This window comes from Candidatus Magnetominusculus xianensis (genome assembly GCA_001541255.1).
Lineage (GTDB): Bacteria > Nitrospirota > Thermodesulfovibrionia > Thermodesulfovibrionales > Magnetobacteriaceae > Magnetominusculus > Magnetominusculus xianensis.
This window is the reverse complement of sequence record LNQR01000068.1, coordinates 18,087-34,177: the sequence shown is the minus strand read 5'-3', so window position 1 is coordinate 34,177 and position 16,091 is coordinate 18,087. Positions and strand designations below refer to the sequence as shown.

Annotated in this window: 14 protein-coding genes and 1 tRNA gene; 7 read left to right on the top strand and 8 right to left on the bottom strand. The window is 45.0% G+C overall.

Annotation, left to right across the window (positions count from 1 at the left end; all coding sequences use genetic code 11):
* Positions 1-5 precede the first annotated feature (5 nt).
* The 6 genes from ASN18_RS09635 to lnt form a co-directional block, all read right to left on the bottom strand.
* Positions 6-464, bottom strand: coding sequence for a chemotaxis protein CheD (locus ASN18_RS09635; protein WP_236861650.1), 459 nt, complete (start codon positions 462-464; stop codon positions 6-8).
* Between the two features lie 2 nt (positions 465-466).
* Positions 467-1,372, bottom strand: a complete 906-nt coding sequence (locus ASN18_RS09630; protein ID WP_085052536.1) for a sensor histidine kinase — start codon at positions 1,370-1,372, stop codon at positions 467-469.
* A 10-nt stretch (positions 1,373-1,382) separates the two neighbouring features.
* A complete protein-coding gene (dnaN, locus tag ASN18_RS09625; protein ID WP_085052535.1) occupies positions 1,383-2,489 on the bottom strand; it encodes a DNA polymerase III subunit beta in 1,107 nt (368 codons plus the stop codon).
* A 13-nt stretch (positions 2,490-2,502) separates the two neighbouring features.
* Positions 2,503-3,852 carry a chromosomal replication initiator protein DnaA gene (dnaA, locus tag ASN18_RS09620; RefSeq protein ID WP_085052534.1) on the bottom strand — a complete coding sequence of 450 codons (1,350 nt, stop codon included), beginning with the start codon at positions 3,850-3,852 and terminating at the stop codon, positions 2,503-2,505.
* 296 nt (positions 3,853-4,148) lie between these two features.
* A protein-coding gene (gene prfB, locus ASN18_RS09615; protein WP_236861649.1) for a peptide chain release factor 2 occupies positions 4,149-5,250 on the bottom strand; the annotation gives its coding sequence in 2 pieces (ribosomal slippage) (positions 4,149-5,180 and positions 5,182-5,250; 1,101 coding nt in all).
* Positions 5,247-6,785: an apolipoprotein N-acyltransferase gene (gene lnt, locus ASN18_RS09610; RefSeq protein WP_236861648.1), complete on the bottom strand. Its 1,539-nt coding sequence runs from the start codon at positions 6,783-6,785 to the stop codon at positions 5,247-5,249. Before lnt ends, prfB begins: the two co-directional genes overlap by 4 nt.
* 53 nt (positions 6,786-6,838) lie before the next feature.
* On the opposite strand from lnt, the gene ASN18_RS09605 reads away from it, so the two are divergent.
* The 7 genes from ASN18_RS09605 (at position 6,839) to ASN18_RS09575 (ending at position 13,161) form a co-directional block, all read left to right on the top strand.
* Positions 6,839-6,911: transfer RNA gene (locus ASN18_RS09605), tRNA-Phe, on the top strand.
* 83 nt (positions 6,912-6,994) lie between these two features.
* The gene (gene hisD / locus ASN18_RS09600) at positions 6,995-8,287 is read left to right on the top strand and encodes a histidinol dehydrogenase (protein ID WP_085052532.1); all 1,293 of its coding nucleotides are present in this window, start codon (positions 6,995-6,997) and stop codon (positions 8,285-8,287) included.
* A gap of 113 nt (positions 8,288-8,400) precedes the next feature.
* A complete protein-coding gene (gene ftsE / locus ASN18_RS09595) occupies positions 8,401-9,063 on the top strand; it encodes a cell division ATP-binding protein FtsE (RefSeq protein WP_085052531.1) in 663 nt (220 codons plus the stop codon).
* Positions 9,064-9,065: 2 nt separating this feature from the next.
* Complete coding sequence (locus ASN18_RS09590) at positions 9,066-9,932, top strand: cell division protein FtsX (protein WP_085052530.1); 867 nt, start codon at positions 9,066-9,068, stop codon at positions 9,930-9,932.
* Between the two features lies 1 nt (position 9,933).
* A complete protein-coding gene (locus ASN18_RS09585; RefSeq protein WP_085052529.1) occupies positions 9,934-11,097 on the top strand; it encodes a murein hydrolase activator EnvC family protein in 1,164 nt (387 codons plus the stop codon).
* Between the two features lie 8 nt (positions 11,098-11,105).
* Complete coding sequence (locus ASN18_RS09580) at positions 11,106-12,422, top strand: S41 family peptidase (protein ID WP_085052528.1); 1,317 nt, start codon at positions 11,106-11,108, stop codon at positions 12,420-12,422.
* Between the two features lie 7 nt (positions 12,423-12,429).
* Entirely contained in the window at positions 12,430-13,161 is a 732-nt protein-coding gene (locus ASN18_RS09575; RefSeq protein ID WP_085052527.1) for a ribonuclease H-like domain-containing protein, read from the top strand.
* 13 nt (positions 13,162-13,174) lie between these two features.
* Here ASN18_RS09575 and ASN18_RS09570 read toward each other — a convergent pair whose 3' ends face one another.
* Both ASN18_RS09570 and ASN18_RS09565 read right to left on the bottom strand, forming a co-directional pair.
* A complete protein-coding gene (locus ASN18_RS09570; protein ID WP_085052526.1) occupies positions 13,175-14,173 on the bottom strand; it encodes a pyruvate kinase in 999 nt (332 codons plus the stop codon).
* Positions 14,173-15,939: a putative bifunctional diguanylate cyclase/phosphodiesterase gene (locus ASN18_RS09565; protein WP_085052525.1), complete on the bottom strand. Its 1,767-nt coding sequence runs from the start codon at positions 15,937-15,939 to the stop codon at positions 14,173-14,175. The genes ASN18_RS09570 and ASN18_RS09565 overlap by 1 nt, the downstream gene beginning before the upstream one ends.
* Positions 15,940-16,091: the final 152 nt, after the last annotated feature.

Here is a 16,091-nt window from a genome sequence, read left to right as displayed (position 1 = left end):
TTTATTTATACAGATTTTTTAACCTTCTTCATCAAAACGCCGCCCGTGTCTGACTGAAATATCATCTTTCGGCCCTGATTTCCACCAACATCCGAGGCGATGATTCTTATGCCCTCATCCGCTAATACATCTTCCGCAGTGAGAATGTTTCTCTCTCCCACGTTTAACAACCCTGAGCTTGATGCCATCAGCGCTGCCCCGCCAAATATCTTTGCCTGTAAATTCTTCTTTGTACAGCCCATGGAAAACATCTTTTCCAATAATTTTGTTATCGCAATGTTACCAAACTTCGGCGATGGAAGACCTTCACCGTTCCACAGCGGGAGCAGGTAGTGATTCATCCCCCCGACTTTTAGTACAACGTCCCAAAAACATACCGCCACACAAGACCCCAATATCGTAGTAACTGCAGTCGGGTCCTTGTCTGCATAGAGAGTGCCGGGATATAAAAAATGCTCTTTCACGTTTAGAATTTCTCCCCTTCGTCATCATCAAAGATAAATTCGTTGCCTTCGCTGGAGAATCCCTCCATTTCCGGCCCGGAGGCCTCGGGGATAGAAATTGAAAACAGGCTGCCAACACCTTTTGAGCTTGACACTGTTACCGTGCCATTTAAAAAATCCACGACTGCCTTTACAATGCTAAGACCGAGGCCATGCCCTTTGTGCGTCTTTGTAGAGCCGGTCTCAAGCTGCCTGAACCTGTCGAATATGATCTCTAAGTCAGCGTTGTCCATACCAATCCCATTGTCTTTTACATCGATTTTCAGATTAGAGCCATCTGTCCACAGCTTTATCTCTACTTTGCCGTTTTCATTGGTAAACTCTATCGCATTGGACAAAAGGTTTGAGACAATTACGCTGAGTTTCTCAGGGTCTGACTTAAATAATATAGCAGGTTCCTCTTCCCCAAGCCAGTCATAAATCATTTCTACATCTATATTCTTAGTTTCTGCCGCATGTTTGAAAGATGAGATTATATTGTTTAACAAAGTAACCACATCGACGATTGAAACCCCCAGAGATGCCTCACCAGATTCAATTTCGGCTGCCGCGAATATATTCTTTATCTGAAAGTCCAGGTTAAAGGATTCCTCGTGAATGAGCGCCAGCATGGATTTAACAGAGTCGCAGTCTAGTTCAGACGCGCTGAGAAGCTGCTGAGAAAGCCCTAATATTGCCGTCAATGGGTTATTTATCTCGTTTCTGATATTAGATAGAAAATTGCTCTTAAGGGCCTCCGAGTCTTCAAGTTTCTTGTTGATTTTCACAAGCTTCTTCGTCATGACCTTTAAATCGAAGAGTGCGTTCTCGTTTTCCTGAAAACGCCTTTTCAGCTCCTCTATCAGTTCTTTGTTTGTCAGTTTAGTCATCTCCCCTCCTCTATATTCTCATCGGCATTAGTACGCACTTATAGTCTTTGTTACCCTCTTCTAGTAACAAAGTCGGTGTCAATGTGTCAAGAAGCTCCATGATAATATTTTGTGATTTCATAGAAGCAACGGCCTCAAGCACATATCTTGAGTTAAAACCCAATGTTATCGGCTCACCATCGTACTCAACTTTTAACCCGTCCTGCGCCTCTCCAAGTTCAGGGTCTGTTGCAAACACGTTTATCTGGTCTTTCTCTAAATCCACACGCACGACACGGCTTTTCTCCCTGCCGATTACCGATACCCTCCTCAGTGTCTTTGTAAACTCTTCCCTGTCCATGACTACAGATTTATTGTTATTCACCGGTATGACCTGCTCATAATTCGGGTACGTGCCTTCAATCAACTTAGTGAGAAACACCTTTTCTCCAAGAAAAAATCTTATGTGGTTTTTTGCTATCTCAAACCTGATGTCATCCTGCAGGCCGGTTATCAGCCTCCTTAGTTCCATCACGGCCCTTCTGGGTAATATGGCCTTTATTTCTTCTTCAGTGTCCATCTCCATATCTGAGTATATGACAGCCAGCCTGTGACCGTCCGTGCCGACTAGTATAATTTTCTTGTCCTTGCCAAGCACATGAAACAGTACACCGTTGAGTGCATACCGCGGGTCGTTTTCACCTGCGCAGTATATTGTCCTGTCAAGCATGTCTGCGAGCTTTTCAGTTTTGATTTGAAAACCTGTATTATCGCCCAGCGTCGGCCAGTGAGGGTATTCATCAGGGTTTAGTGCCGCTATCCTGTATGAACTCTTCCCAGACTTCATCTTTATCCAGTTCATGTCGTCTTCTTCTATGTGAATATCACCGGCAACTTCTTTGGCTATTTCAAATATCTTCCTGGCCGGCAGACAAATCACCCCTGATTTTTCTATCTCTATTATCTCTATTGGTTCGCCTATTGCCATTTCAAGGTCAGTAGCATAGACTGTGCTTTTTTCCCTGGACACCTCAAGGAGAAAGTTGCTGAGTATCGGTATGGTAGTCTTTTTCTCAGCAATATTCTGAATATCTCCAAGCCTCTTATAAAGTTCATCTTTCGATACTTTCACTATCATATTCAAAATCTCCTCACGGTTTTATTTTGTTTATAAGATACTCTACCGTTTTATTAAACGCCTCGTCTTTTTCCATTTTCGCCTCTATCTGCTTACAGGCATATATCACAGTTGCATGGTCCTTTCCGCCAAATGCCTTGCCTATGTCGCCCAAAGACATGTCGGTCAGTTTTTTTGTTATGTACATGGCAGTCTGGCGCGGCATGGCTATCTCCTTTGTCCTTTTCTTTGATTTTAACTCCGGCAGCTTTACGCCAAAATAATCGCACACGACCTTTTGAATATTGTCAGTGGTAACCGGTTTTGTCTCATCTGTAAAGATGTCCTTAAGCACCTCTTTTGCCAGAGATACGTTTATCGGTCTTCCTGTCAGGTTTGAATGGGCGGCAAGCTTTATCAGACACCCCTCAAGTTCCCTGATATTTGACTTTATCTTTGTCGCAAGGAAATAGACCATATCCTCTGGCATGTTTATCTTATGTGCCTCGGCCTTTTTTTGCAATATCGCCATCTTCAGCTCCACTGAGGGCGGTTGTATGTCGGCTATCAGGCCCATTGTGAAGCGGGATTTCAACCTGTCTGTTATATCTGAAAGCTCCTTTGGCGGCCTGTCACTTGATATAACAATCTGCTTCTGCTTTTCATATAACGCATTAAATGTATGAAAGAACTCAACCTGAGTCTGCGTCTTATTGGCTATGAACTGCACATCGTCAAGCAGCAATATATCCACCGTCCTGTATTTTTCCTTTAAATCGCTCATCTTCTCATGCCTGATAGCAGAGACGACCTCGTTTGTAAACTGCTCTGATGACACATATATGACATTAGCGTTTGGCAGCATGTCGGCTACCTTGTTTCCTATTGCAGTGATTATATGGGTCTTACCAAGCCCTACGTCTCCGTATATAAAAAGCGGATTGTATGTCTTTCCCAATGATTCGCTCACAGCAAGGGCTGCCGCGTGGACAAATTGATTTGACGGGCCGACAACAAAGGTCTCGAATATGTATTTGGGATTTAAAAATATCCCCTTGCCAGCAAGATTGGCAAGTTTGGCCTTTCGTGCCTGCGTGAGCGCGTCTTTTTTTACACTGTCTGACGCCGGTGCCGCCGGTTCATGGTCTACCTTAAACTGGACATTTATGTTGTCTTTCATCACCCATTCAAAGGCGTCGCTTATCAGGCGCGGGTAATTATCTTCAATCCACTCCCTAAAAAACCTGTTTGGAACTGATAATATGGCTGCGTTGTCTTTTAACTCAAGCAGCTTTATTGGCTTAAACCATAGGTCATACGTGGATCTTCCAATCTTTCTCTCAATAAAATCCAGACAGTCTTTCCACGTATTACCTATATCCATATATCACCTGAATCCGCCTGTTTTAAATATGTTACTAACATGTTATTAACAATTGTTAATAACTCCTTTATATTTCTTTTATAACTCCTTGATATATTGTTCATAAAGTCACACCGGCACACTCATGTGGATAACTATCAGTAACAGTACAGTTTACCAACACAGCTATTAACATGCTGGCAGCATGACAAACGCGCCCCAATAGCTGCTCTACAGACAATCCCATACGCTTTCCAACTTCCAAACACCCCCTACTATTACTACTATTTATATATATAAAAAGAGTAGTAATAGTACTACCCTGTTTTCTTCCAGAATAAGTACTCTTTGATAAAGGCATCAATTTCTCCATTTAAGACTGCATTGACGTTTCCAGATTCATAACCTGTCCTGTGGTCTTTTACCAATCTGTAGGGCTGAAGCACATAAGAGCGTATTTGATTTCCCCACTGGATGTTCTTTTTGTCGCCGATGATTCCTTCCATCTTTTTTCCCTGAGCGGCGATTTCCATTTCATAAAGCCTTGATTTAAGGATGCTCATGGCCCTTTCTTTGTTTCTGTGCTGTGAGCGCTCGTTTTGGCACGATACCACTATCCCGCTCGGGGCATGAGTAATGCGAACGGCAGAGGATACCTTGTTGATATGCTGCCCGCCGGCCCCTGACGCCCTGAAGGTGTCGATTCGTATGTCTTCTTCTTTAATATCTATCTCTATATCTTTTTCCACGTCGGGATATACCAGGACAGCGGCAAAAGAGGTATGTCTTCTTTTGTTGGAGTCAAAGGGGGATATGCGCACAAGTCTGTGCACGCCTACTTCCGGCTTCAGATAGCCATAGGCATATGGGCCGCTAAATGCAATAGTGACGCTCTTGATGCCGGCCTCATCACCGTTTAGAATATCGATAATATCTGCCTTAAAGCCGTTTTTCTCTGCCCATCTCAGGTACATCCTCATCAGCATCTGTGCCCAGTCCTGGCTCTCAGTGCCTCCGGCGCCGGGATGGATGTCCACGATAGCGTTGTTGATATCAAGTTTATGTGAAAGCAGGTGTTTAAGCTCAAGTTTATCTATTTTGATTTCTGTAGATTTTAATTTCTCTTCAATATCTTTGACAAACAACTCCCCGTCCTCTTCGCCAAGCACAGAGAGCGAATCAAACAAGTATCTGACATCATTCTCTACATCGTTGTAAGAAGCGATAACATCCTCGATATACGATTTCTTTTTTTGAAGCTCATTAAGCCGCTCATAAGACGACCATGTGCCGCTTTGTGAGAGTGTCTCGTCAATTGCCTTTATTTCGTTAAGCAGATTATCTATTTCAAAGATAACCTCTTAGGTATGATAATTTTCCTTCCAGAGGTTTGACTTTTAATTCCATCTCGATAATCATTGCGGCCTTCTCCTTGTTCTAAATATTTTTACTATAATTGCCATGTTTATTACATTGCATACATAGGCAAATACACTTCCAAACAACGAATAAAACGTAATAGTCTGGTTTGTATAAATATCCTTTGTTAAAACAGCCTTCTCAAAGATTTCTGATTTTGCCGTTATCGCCCCAGTGCTGTCAATAAAACCGGACACGCCGGTGTTGGCTGACCTTACCACCGGTTTTCTGCTTTCAACAGCCCTGAACACGGCCATTATAAAGTGCTGATACGGGCCGGAGGTGCGCCCAAACCATGCGTCATTTGTAATAGTAACAATAAAATCTCCGCCATATTTGTAAAACGCCCCGACAAGTTCGGGGAATGCAATTTCGTAACAGATAGGGGCTGCAAAGTCCCCAAGCGGGGTCTTCACAACGGTAAGCGCGTTTCCCTGCTTAAAGTCACCTATACCGGTTACTAGTTTATCTATGAAAAACAGCACATTCCTCAGCGGTACGTACTCCCCAAAAGGAACCAAGTGGATTTTATCATAAATATTAAGTATTTTTCCACCCGGCTCTAACACAACGGCGCTGTTAGTAAGCGTATATCTGCCGTTTGCATAGTCTTTGACAAGGTCGGTGCCAAGGACGAGATATATGCCAAGCCCCTTTTGGAATGAAATCAGCTCTTCGGTAAGTACTTTATCACTTCCAAACAGAAATGGCAGTGAGGACTCAGGCCAGACGACGAGTTTTGCACCGTCATCGGCAGCCTTTTTTGTCATAGTCTTGTAGGAGTTGAGGATGTCTGCCGTGAATTTTTTGTCCCACTTTGCCTCTTGGGCAACATTGCCCTGGATGACGCTTACCCTGACCAGTTTAGAATTGACAGACATATTTAATCTCCTGTAGCCGTACATCAACACGGCGGCTATAACTACGGCAAACAGGGCAAATGGCATAAGTCTCTTGAAGAATGATATTTTGTCTTTAATAATGAAATCAGCGATGATGGCGTTAAAAAAGACGATTAGAAATGATACGCCATAAACACCGGTAATATCGGCAATCTGAATGAGGGGGAGGACTTTGTACTGGGTGTAACCCAAGAAAGACCAGGGGAAACCAGTGAACAGTGTGCCGCGAAAATACTCAAGCCCCACCCAAAGCGAAGGGGCGCAGATGTATACAGGAACCTTTGTCCTCTTTATAAAAAGATGAAGCGCCATGCCAAACAAGCCGGTATAGATACTCTGATATGCAGACAAGAGCAGCACGGCAGATAAACTCAGGGGAAGCGGCAGGCGGCCATAGTTGTGTATCGAATGTGATATCCAGTACTGAGTCAGGAAGAAGTATACAACGCCAGCGGCGGCACCGGCCTTGAAGGAATATTTGTGCCCGTTAGAGTGCAGTATCGTGTACAGCAGGGGGACAAGGGCAACCCACGCCAAAAAAGATATATCCGGCATGGGAAACGATAAATACAGCAGTACACCCGTAAAAACGGGTGGAAAGTAGGCAGTTAAAATATTATTAATATTTTTCATAAAAACTGAATCTTGACATATCATAGAGTAAATTGTTTATAGTATAGCTGTGTGGGCAGTTAGCTCAGTCGGTAGAGCAGAGGCCTGAAAAGCCTCGTGTCCGCAGTTCAATTCTGCGACTGCCCACTTTTACTCAATCTTATTATTATATTATATCTGGCCCAGTAAATGCTGGGAAAAATGCTGGGAAATATAACAGGGGGAGTTAGATGAGAATAATAGAAGACGACAGGGACTACAGGGAATTCATAAAAATCATAAGAGACAGGTCAGAGGACTTTGGAATCGATGTCCTTGAAGACTCAAAAATTATCATAGAGCATGTGAAAAAAAGCGGTGATTTTGCGGTTGAGTTATACACGAACAGGTATGACAGATTCCAGAACAATACCTTTAAGGTATCACAGGAAACGATAGAAGAATATGCCGGTAAGACTGAACGCAGTTTTCTTGATGCCCTGAGTAAATCAATAGAGCGGATAAGGCATTTTCACGAAAAACAGGTTGAGCGTTCATGGAAGTTTAAGGATGCCCTTGGGGTTGAGCTTGGACAGATAATAAGGCCGCTTGAAAGGGTGGGCGTATATGTGCCCGGTGGGAAGGCGGCATATCCGTCGTCGGTGTTAATGAATGTAATACCGGCACAGATAGCCGGTGTAAAGGAAATAGCCCTCTGTGTCCCGTTCCCTGACGGGCAGGTCAATCCCTATGTGATGGCGGCGGTAAAGGCGGTGGGGGTGACAGAGGTTTACGCCATTGGCGGGGCGCAGGCGATAGCGGCAATGGCCTATGGGACGCAGACGATTAAGAAGGTAGATAAAATCGTAGGCCCTGGGAATGCATACGTTGCGGCGGCAAAAAAAATGGTCTTTGGCACGGTGGATATAGACATTATTGCAGGGCCATCAGAAATATTGATAGCGGCAGACGAGACTGCTGAGGCTGCTTTCATAGCGGCAGACCTGTTAAGTCAGGCGGAACACGACGAAAACGCATCGTCTATACTGGTTACTACATCGAGGGAGCTGGTCGGGAAGGTTCAAGCAGAACTGACCGAGCGAATAGAGAAACTATCAAGAAAAGAAATTGTACAACATTCTCTGGAAAACTACGGGGCGATAATAATGGCCGCCGACACAACAGAGATGTTTGACCGTGTGAACGAAATAGCCCCTGAACACCTTGAGATAATGACAAAGGCGCCGGAGAGAGATGTGGAACTGGTAAAAAATGCTGGTGCGGTGTTTTTAGGTAAATGGTCGGCAGAGCCGCTGGGTGATTACTCTGCAGGCCCGAATCATGTATTGCCGACAAACGGCACTGCAAGGTTTTTTTCGCCGCTGGGGGTATATGATTTTATAAAGCGGACATCACTGATTAATTTCACAGAGGCGGGGTTTAAGGATATCGCCTCGGCAGTGGAGGCAATGGCCGGATACGAGGGGCTTGATGCACATGCAGAGTCGGTGGCTGTGAGAAAAAGGGCGCTTGGTGAAATTTAAACAAATATTTTAGAAAGCAAGGTTAAACTCCTTCCAATACAAGTAAATATTACGTTATAATAGTGTGTGGTGGATATATTGAAATCCGGTATGTTCGGAAAGCATAGCTATAGATGATAGAATTAGAGAACGTGTCAAAGACCTTTGGTGGTCAAGTGGCGCTGAGTAATGTCTCCTTGAAGGTCGAAAGAGGGGATATGGCATTTATAACCGGCCCAAGTGGTGCCGGTAAGACTACACTGTTTAAGCTGCTCTATCTTGCCGATAAGCCCGACACTGGTACAATAACTATCGCCGGCTGTAATGCTGCGGATGTTAAGTCGTCCTATATACCGCTGCTAAGGAGAAACATAGGGGTTGTGTTTCAGGACTTTAAGCTGCTTAATAATAAGACGGTATATGACAACATTGCGCTGACACTGAGAATCCGCGGCTTCATGGAAAGGGAAATCAAGGAACGTGTTCACAGTGTTCTGAAGATGGTAAACCTTAGACACAAGGTGGATAACTACCCGTTGACCCTCTCAGGCGGTGAACAGCAAAGGATAACCATAGCCAGATCAATTGTGGGAGAACCTACTGTAATGCTGGCGGATGAGCCGACGGGAAATCTGGACGAAGAAAATGAAAAAGAGATAATGAGGATATTTAAGCAGATAAACGCCAAAGGCACGACCATATTGATAGCCACACATAACCGGATGCTCTATAAAAACACGGCAAGAAAGGTGTTTACGCTTGAGACTGGGCAGTTAAAGGATGAGGAGGAGGAATAGGTGTGTTTTCACTAAAGCTGGCCTTTCAGAGCATTGTCAGAGAGAAGTGGATGAATCTCCTTTCCATGCTGTCCATAGGTGTAATGTTATTTATACTGGTGGCCGTTGCCATAATCGTATATAATGTGGAGAAACTGACGGTCAGGCTTCCAGAGAGGCTTACTGTAATGGTCATACTAAAGGAAGGCGTCACAAGCGAGGAAAACAAGTCCGTGCTGGCGGCTATAAAGGCTGACCCGGCGGTTAAGTCTATAGTATTTGTATCAAAAGAAAAGGCCCTTGACGACCTAAAGAAGTCCTTAAAAAAGGACGATTTTATACTGAAAGGATTTGTAGAGAATCCACTGTTTGATTCGTTTGACGTTAAGATAAAAAGTGAAGGCATACGCATAGATGAGGTCAAGCGGCTGATACAGAAGATAAAGTCGATGAAGGCAGTTGAGGATGTGGAATACGGTGAGCTGTTGATGGACTCAATCTACGCATTAAAGAGGGGGTTGAGGGCATTGGGGCTTAGTATAGGCATTATATTTGTGTGTTCGGTTACGTTTATATGTTATACGACGGTGAAGATACTGTTTTACAGGCATAGGGATGAGATAGAGGTATATAAGCTATTGGGGGCGACGAGGTGGTTTGTGAGGGCGCCGTTTTTCCTGGAAGGCTCGATAATCGGCATATTTGGCGGGGTACTAGGGTCTGGGATGCTGATGGGGTTTTATCATTATTTCTTCAGGAGACTGGTAACGGATATACCGATGTTTGCATTTATAAGCATACCGCTGCAGTTTTTGTATTTGCTGCCGGTGTGTGGGATGTTGTTAGGGTTAGGCGGGTCGGTGTTGGCGCTTGGAAGGCTTAAGTATTAGAATGTATAAGGCGGCGCTGACGGCAGTTGCGTTAGTGATGATGTTGGGCATGGTATTTGAGCAGGTGTTTGCTGAGGTTGCAACTGACAAGTATAAAAAGATACAGGAAGAGATAAAAATCCATAAAGATAAACTGGAAAGTTCAGAGAAAAAAGAACTAAGTGTTTTGGATGAGCTGGAAAAGGCGGATGAGGAGTTAAAACAGATCACACGCCAGATAGAAAAGGAAAAGGCACAGGTCGTTGAGCTGGAGGAAAACGTAAAGGCGGTAAGACAGGATATGTTAAAGACTGAAAAGACAATAATTACAATACGTGCCTCACTGAAGAAACGTCTGCAGGCCATACAGCGCCGCGGCTTTGATGTTGACAAAATAGTGATACTGTTAAACATAGAGAGTTTTTACGATATGTTGAGGACAACGAGGTATTTGTCGAAGATGTCAGGCAGTGAATATAACCAAATGTGGATTTACCAGGATTTGTCAAATAAGTTGTCTGAAAAGGAAAAGAAATTACAATCACTGGCTGCACAGTTGAAATCGAAGGCGGAGAAGTTAAAAAACTCTGAGGCAGCCCTTGCCCAAAAGAAAAGAGAACGCGAGGAAATATTGCACTCTGTGAGAAAGGAAAAGGCCTTGTACAGCTCGATGTTAAAGGAGCTGGAGGCGACATCTAATCGTTTTACCGGCTTTTTAGAAAAGAAAGAAAACGAGATGACAAAGAAAGAAAATGAAGCATCAGGTGCTGGCAAGGACTTTAAGGCACTGAAAGGGAAGCTGGCATGGCCGGTACAGGGCAATGTGGCTATTCCATATGGCACACACCAAGACCCCCAGTTTAAGACCCCCGTCTACAGAAACGGGATATATATAACATCAGAACAAGACCCGGCTGTCAAGGCGGTGTACGATGGCAAGGTGGTGTTTGCGGATGTATTCAAAGGGCTTGGGCAGGTGGTAATATTGAGTCATGGCATGGGCTATCATACAGTGTATGCCAATCTTAGTACCATCTTTGCGAAGGCAGGCGATATAGTGAAGGCGAGAACTACGATAGGAAGCGCAGGGACGTCGAGCTTAATAAACGACGTGGGGATATATTTTGAGATAAGATATAAGGGGAAGCCGATAAATCCATTACAGTGGTTGAAAAGGGAGAATTAGGAGGATGAATGAGTAAGTCTGTGCGGTTCTGGATAATATGGATGATATTGCCACTGATAGCCATAGGCGTAATATTTGTAGGCGGCAGTGTTGTAGTCGGCAAGTGGGCGGTTAAGACAGTAAGTGCAGAGTCTGACGCATATCAGGAGCTAAAGCTGTTTACTGAGGTAATATCTATAGTAAGGAGTAATTATGTTGAGGAAGTCAAGGCAAAGGACCTGATATATGGCGCACTCAAGGGGATGTTAAACTCCCTTGATCCCCATTCGAGTTTTATGACGCCGGATTTGTTTAAAGAAATGAAGGTAGACACGAAGGGTGAGTTTGGTGGAGTGGGCATACAGATAGGGAAAAAAGGGGCGTTGATAACCGTTATTGCGCCAATTGAGGATACACCGGCGTATCAGGCAGGCATAAAGGCAGGCGATACAATAGTAAAGATAAACGGGGAGTCAACAGAGAAGATGACGCTCTACGATGCGGTAAGCAAGATGCGCGGGGCAAGAGGCTCAAAGGTAACGGTAACGATAATGAGGGCAGACTGGAAAGAACCGAAGGACTTTACCCTGGTACGCGACACGATAAAGGTGAAGAGCGTTAAGTACAAGGTACTCAACGAAGATGTCGGCTATATCAAGGTAAACCAGTTTCAGGAAAAGACAGTGGCAGATTTAGAGAAGGCGCTGGCAGCGCTCAGAGAAAAAAAGGTGACCTCGCTGCTGCTGGATTTAAGAAATGACCCGGGTGGTCTCCTGCAGGGGGCAGTAGGGGTAACTGAACAGTTTTTGCCGCCGAACAAGCTGGTGGTATATATAAAGGACAGGGCGGGCGAGAAGAAGGAGTTTTTTACAGAAGGCGACGGCAAGTATGAGAAACTCCCTATGGTAGTGATGGTAAATGAAGGAAGCGCAAGTGCGTCGGAGATAGTAGCCGGTGCGCTGAAGGACTGGAACAGGGCAATTATATTAGGAACCACGACGTTTGGCAAAGGCTCTGTGCAGAGTGTACTTCCATTAAGCGATGGCTCAGGTCTGCGCCTGACAACGGCACGCTATTACACCCCAAAGGGGACATCTATACAGAACACGGGCATTACGCCAGATATAGTAGTAAAGCAGAAGTCTGATAAAACCAAAGAGCGCCCCGTGATGAGAGAAAAAGACCTGAAAGGCCATCTTGAAAATGAACAGACAGAGGGGCAGGAACCCGAAGAGGCAGAGGCAGCGCCAGTAGAGGTGGAAGAAAAGGATGACGTTCAGTTGCAGCGCGCCATAGATATACTAAAGACATGGGATGTGATGAAGAAATTTAACAAGGCCGCATAATAAGGGTGTGTCAAGGGTAATATTTGATATAGAGACTGCCGGGGCTGACCTAGAGTCTTTCGACCCGGAAGTACAGGACTATCTGTTAAAGCTGGCGAAGACGGAGGATGAGATTCAATTGGTAAAAGAGAGTCTCTCCTTCTACCCCAGCACCGCTGAGATAGTTGCCATAGGGATGTTAAATCCAGACACTGGAAAGGGCGTGGTGTATTATCAAGCGCCCGAAGACAACAGCGCTGAAGCCGTCCCCGAGCTTATCCCCGATCTTATCGAAGAAGACGGGATTACCTATCGCCCTGGCACAGAGCAGGAAATCATAGCGGGTTTTTGGGATGTAATAAGAAAATATGACAAATTCGTAACTTTTAATGGTCGTGGATTTGACTGTCCATTTATAATGATACGCTCTGCAGTACACAATGTTAAGCCGACGCGCGACCTGATGCCAAACCGTTATGGCAATGAACACATAGACCTGCTTGATAAACTGACATTTTTCGGTGCCGCCAGGAGGCGCTTTAGTATGGACATGTGGTGCAGGACATTTGGCATAAAAAGCCCTAAGTCTGATGGTGTGACCGGTTATGATGTAAAGGAGATGTTTAATGCTGGCAGACACAAGGAAATCGCAGTGTACTGTGCAGGGGATTTGTGGGCAACAAGGGAGCTGCTCTTTAAATGGGAGGGTTATATAAAGTACCCGCCCGATGGATTAAAAAATGGATTAAAAAGCGGTTGAGTTGTACAGATATTTAATCATACTGACTGCCTGCGCGCTGTTTAAACTCCTGTATCAGGGCGTGCAGGTGTCTTACGGCATTTGCCGGGTCTACACCTATTGCCGTTTCATCGGAGAGTATAAAACCATCTACCCCCTGCTCAAGTGCTGTAATTACATCCGTAAGCTCTGCCCTGAAGGGTTTATACCTGTTTACAAGGGATAACATCACCTCGCCTGCAAGCAATACAGGCCTGCCAAATTGCCTTGCCGTCTTTACAATGTGTCTTTGTACATAGGGGATTTGCGGCAGAGCAATCTCAACGCCCAGGTCACCGCGTGCTATGCAAATCGCGTCAGACGCTGCACATATCTCATCAAGATTTCTGATGGCCTCGGCAAGCTCCACCTTCGCAACAACAATGTCTTTCATCTTGTAGCGGTGCAGGGTTTCCTTGAGTATGATAATGTCCTCTGCCCGCTCCACATATGATAAATAGACAAAGTCTATCGATAGTTTCGATAATATTTCTATGTCATCGTAGTCCTTCTTACTAAGCGGGGGAAGCTCAATGGGGAACCCTGGAGTGTTTACCCCGCAGCCAGAGGTCAGTTCCGCATCAGTCTCTACGCGGCATATAAGCTCACCGTCCTTGACCTCAGTTACGGTGAGCGTAATAGCGCCATCGTCAAGCAATACCACAGCACCCGCTTTGAGTTTCAGTGGATAACTCACATATGCGCAACCCGGAGTGCAGTTCGTCTTTGTCTCCTCAGCCAGCCTGAACATTTGCCCTGCCTTCAGCATTACCTTGCCAAATGGGACAGCGCCGATTCGCAGCTTCCTTCCCTTGATATCAGCGCCAATTTTTACGTGGGGGGCAAGTTCCCTAATGTGTGACACTACGCTGGTTAGCATTTCTTCGCCCGCATAAGACATATTAAGCCTAACGGCGGTAATACCTGAGTTTAGAAGTTCTCTAAGGCGTGGCTCAGCAAGACACGCTGGGCCGGCAGTTACATGAATTTCCATTAATTTGTGCCCAGTTTGATTTCCTTACTGGTTATATAGACCTCTATGTCTTCAACAGACAGCGGCCTGGAGAACAGGTATCCCTGAGCCTCGTCACAACCAAGGGCACACAGAAAGTATAGTTGCCCATTGGTTTCCACCCCTTCGGCTATAACCTTTAGCTTAAGGCTGTGAGACATGGCTATTATTGCAGTGGCTATAGCTGCGTCGTCGGTGTCGGTTGTTATATCATTGACGAACGATCTGTCTATCTTAAGACAGTCTATCGGGAAACGCTTTAAATAACTAAGTGATGAGTAGCCCATCCCAAAATCGTCAATAGCTATATGTATACCCATATTTTTTATCTCTCTCAAAATCTTTATAGTCGCCTCAGCATCATCCATGACCACAGTCTCTGTCAACTCAAGCTCAAGAGACCCTGGCGGAAGTCCTGTTTCCCGTAGTATATTCTCTATTGATGAGAGGAGATTTTTTGATTTAAACTGCCTGGCAGACAGGTTCACGGACATGAGAATTCCATTACAGCCGATGTCCTGCCAATGTTTAGCCTGAGTACAGGCGGTCCTCAGTACCCACTCGCCTATGGAGATGATAACACCGGTCTCCTCGGCCAGAGGAATAAACTCTGCCGGTGAGATCATGCCAAGCTGGGGATTTTGCCACCTTATCAGTGCCTCTACCCCCGATACTGACCATGAGTTGAGGTCGATTTTGGGTTGATAGTGGAGTCTGAATTCATTTTTTTCAAGTGCCTTACGCAGATTATTTTCTAACTGCAGACGCCTCAGCGCGCGGGAATTCATATCAGGGTTATAGAACTGATAGGTGTTTCCCCCCTTGCCCTTTGCCTGGTACATCGCAATGTCTGAGTTTCTAAGCAGTGTGTCTATGTCATCTCCGTCGCCGGGATATATGCTTATCCCAACGCTCATGGTTACAAAACACTCATGTGTATCCAGATAAAACGGGGCTGAAAAGGCATCAAGAATTTTCTCAGCAACCAACGAGGCCTCCCGCACCTGTTCTAGCAGGGGCAGTATTATTACGAATTCGTCAGCGCCCGCATGGGCTACGGTGTCAGACTCACGCACGCATTTTGGCAGTCTGGCAGCGGCCATCTTTAACAGTAAGTCTCCCATGTCATGACCAAGTGAATTGTTAATAAACTTAAATCCATCAATGTCCAAAAATAACAAGGCAAACATCTGGTTATAGCGCCTTGAGTGTCCAAGCACATGGCTTAAGCGATCATAAAAAAGCGTCCTGTTCGGCAGGTCGGTAAGGGAATCGAAATGGGAAAGATACTGAAGGCGCTGTTCAGTAAGTTTTCTCTCTGTGATGTCAATCCCTGTGGCAATCACATATGTTACCTCAGAGTTTTCGTTTACTAGGGCAGTGCTTGACCACGCAATCAAATGCTCTGTGCCGTCCTTGCTGCTCCAGAAATTCTCATACGCGGCTGGATAATTCCCTTCTAATATTTTTTTGAAATTTACCTTTGCAGAGTCCGTGTCTTCTTCCCTTGTTAGAAAATCCCACAGACACTTCCCCCTTACTTCCTCGAAACCATAGCCGGAGGTCTCCTCACAGGTATGATTAAAACAAATAACGCGTCCTTCCCTGTCGAGGATCAGCACAAGGGCGCCTACAATGTCAAGTATAGCGGTAAGGATATCCTGCTGACCGGCGCTACGGCAAATGCTGTTGTGGATTTCACCAATAGTTCCTGATAACTTAAAGAGCTTCTCTATATTGTTATCCATAAGGTGTATTGTAACAGAAAGCCACCAGTGATGTCTCTATGAATGTTTAGGAGGCTGAATTTGCAATTATTACCGTGACACAGGGTGTTCACTAGTCCACTTAACTCACTAGGCGCGACCCACCCCTTACTACAGAAACACCGGATAGGGGA

What these genes read in the sequence shown, in the direction of transcription:
- ASN18_RS09630 (WP_085052536.1), bottom strand. Translation starts at nt 1,372, where the DNA reads ATGACTAAACTGACAAACAAAGAACTGATAGAGGAGCTGAAAAGGCGT.
- dnaN (WP_085052535.1), bottom strand. Translation starts at nt 2,489, where the DNA reads ATGATAGTGAAAGTATCGAAAGATGAACTTTATAAGAGGCTTGGAGAT.
- dnaA (WP_085052534.1), bottom strand. Translation starts at nt 3,852, where the DNA reads ATGGATATAGGTAATACGTGGAAAGACTGTCTGGATTTTATTGAGAGA.
- lnt (WP_236861648.1), bottom strand. Translation starts at nt 6,785, where the DNA reads ATGAAAAATATTAATAATATTTTAACTGCCTACTTTCCACCCGTTTTT.
- hisD (WP_085052532.1), top strand. Translation starts at nt 6,995, where the DNA reads ATGAGAATAATAGAAGACGACAGGGACTACAGGGAATTCATAAAAATC.
- ftsE (WP_085052531.1), top strand. Translation starts at nt 8,401, where the DNA reads ATGATAGAATTAGAGAACGTGTCAAAGACCTTTGGTGGTCAAGTGGCG.
- ASN18_RS09585 (WP_085052529.1), top strand. Translation starts at nt 9,934, where the DNA reads ATGTATAAGGCGGCGCTGACGGCAGTTGCGTTAGTGATGATGTTGGGC.
- ASN18_RS09580 (WP_085052528.1), top strand. Translation starts at nt 11,106, where the DNA reads ATGAGTAAGTCTGTGCGGTTCTGGATAATATGGATGATATTGCCACTG.
- ASN18_RS09570 (WP_085052526.1), bottom strand. Translation starts at nt 14,173, where the DNA reads ATGGAAATTCATGTAACTGCCGGCCCAGCGTGTCTTGCTGAGCCACGC.
- ASN18_RS09565 (WP_085052525.1), bottom strand. Translation starts at nt 15,939, where the DNA reads ATGGATAACAATATAGAGAAGCTCTTTAAGTTATCAGGAACTATTGGT.